This is a genomic window from Streptomyces sp. SID5643 (genome assembly GCF_009872555.1).
Lineage (GTDB): Bacteria > Actinomycetota > Actinomycetes > Streptomycetales > Streptomycetaceae > Streptomyces > Streptomyces iakyrus.
Genome location: NZ_WWIC01000232.1, coordinates 1 through 222, shown reverse-complemented (window position 1 = coordinate 222; position 222 = coordinate 1). Strand labels below are relative to the sequence as shown.

Annotated in this window: 1 protein-coding gene; it reads left to right on the top strand. The window is 72.5% G+C overall.

Annotated features, from left to right (window positions below; all coding sequences use genetic code 11):
* A partial coding sequence (locus GTY56_RS26080; protein WP_237525038.1) for a thiamine pyrophosphate-dependent enzyme occupies window positions 1–222 on the top strand: 222 nt, incomplete at both ends.

Here is a 222-nt window from a genome sequence, read left to right as displayed (position 1 = left end):
CCGTCACGTACCGGATGGAGGCCCACACGAACGCCGACGACGCGACCCGCTACCGCGGTGACGCCGAGGTCGAGGCCTGGAAGGCACACGACCCGGTCGACCTGCTGGAGCGTGAGCTGACCGCCCGCGGGATCATCGACGAAGCGGCGATCCAGGCGGTGCGCGAGGACGCCGAGGTGATGGCCGCGGCGCTCCGCGAGGGGATGAACGCGGACCCGGTGG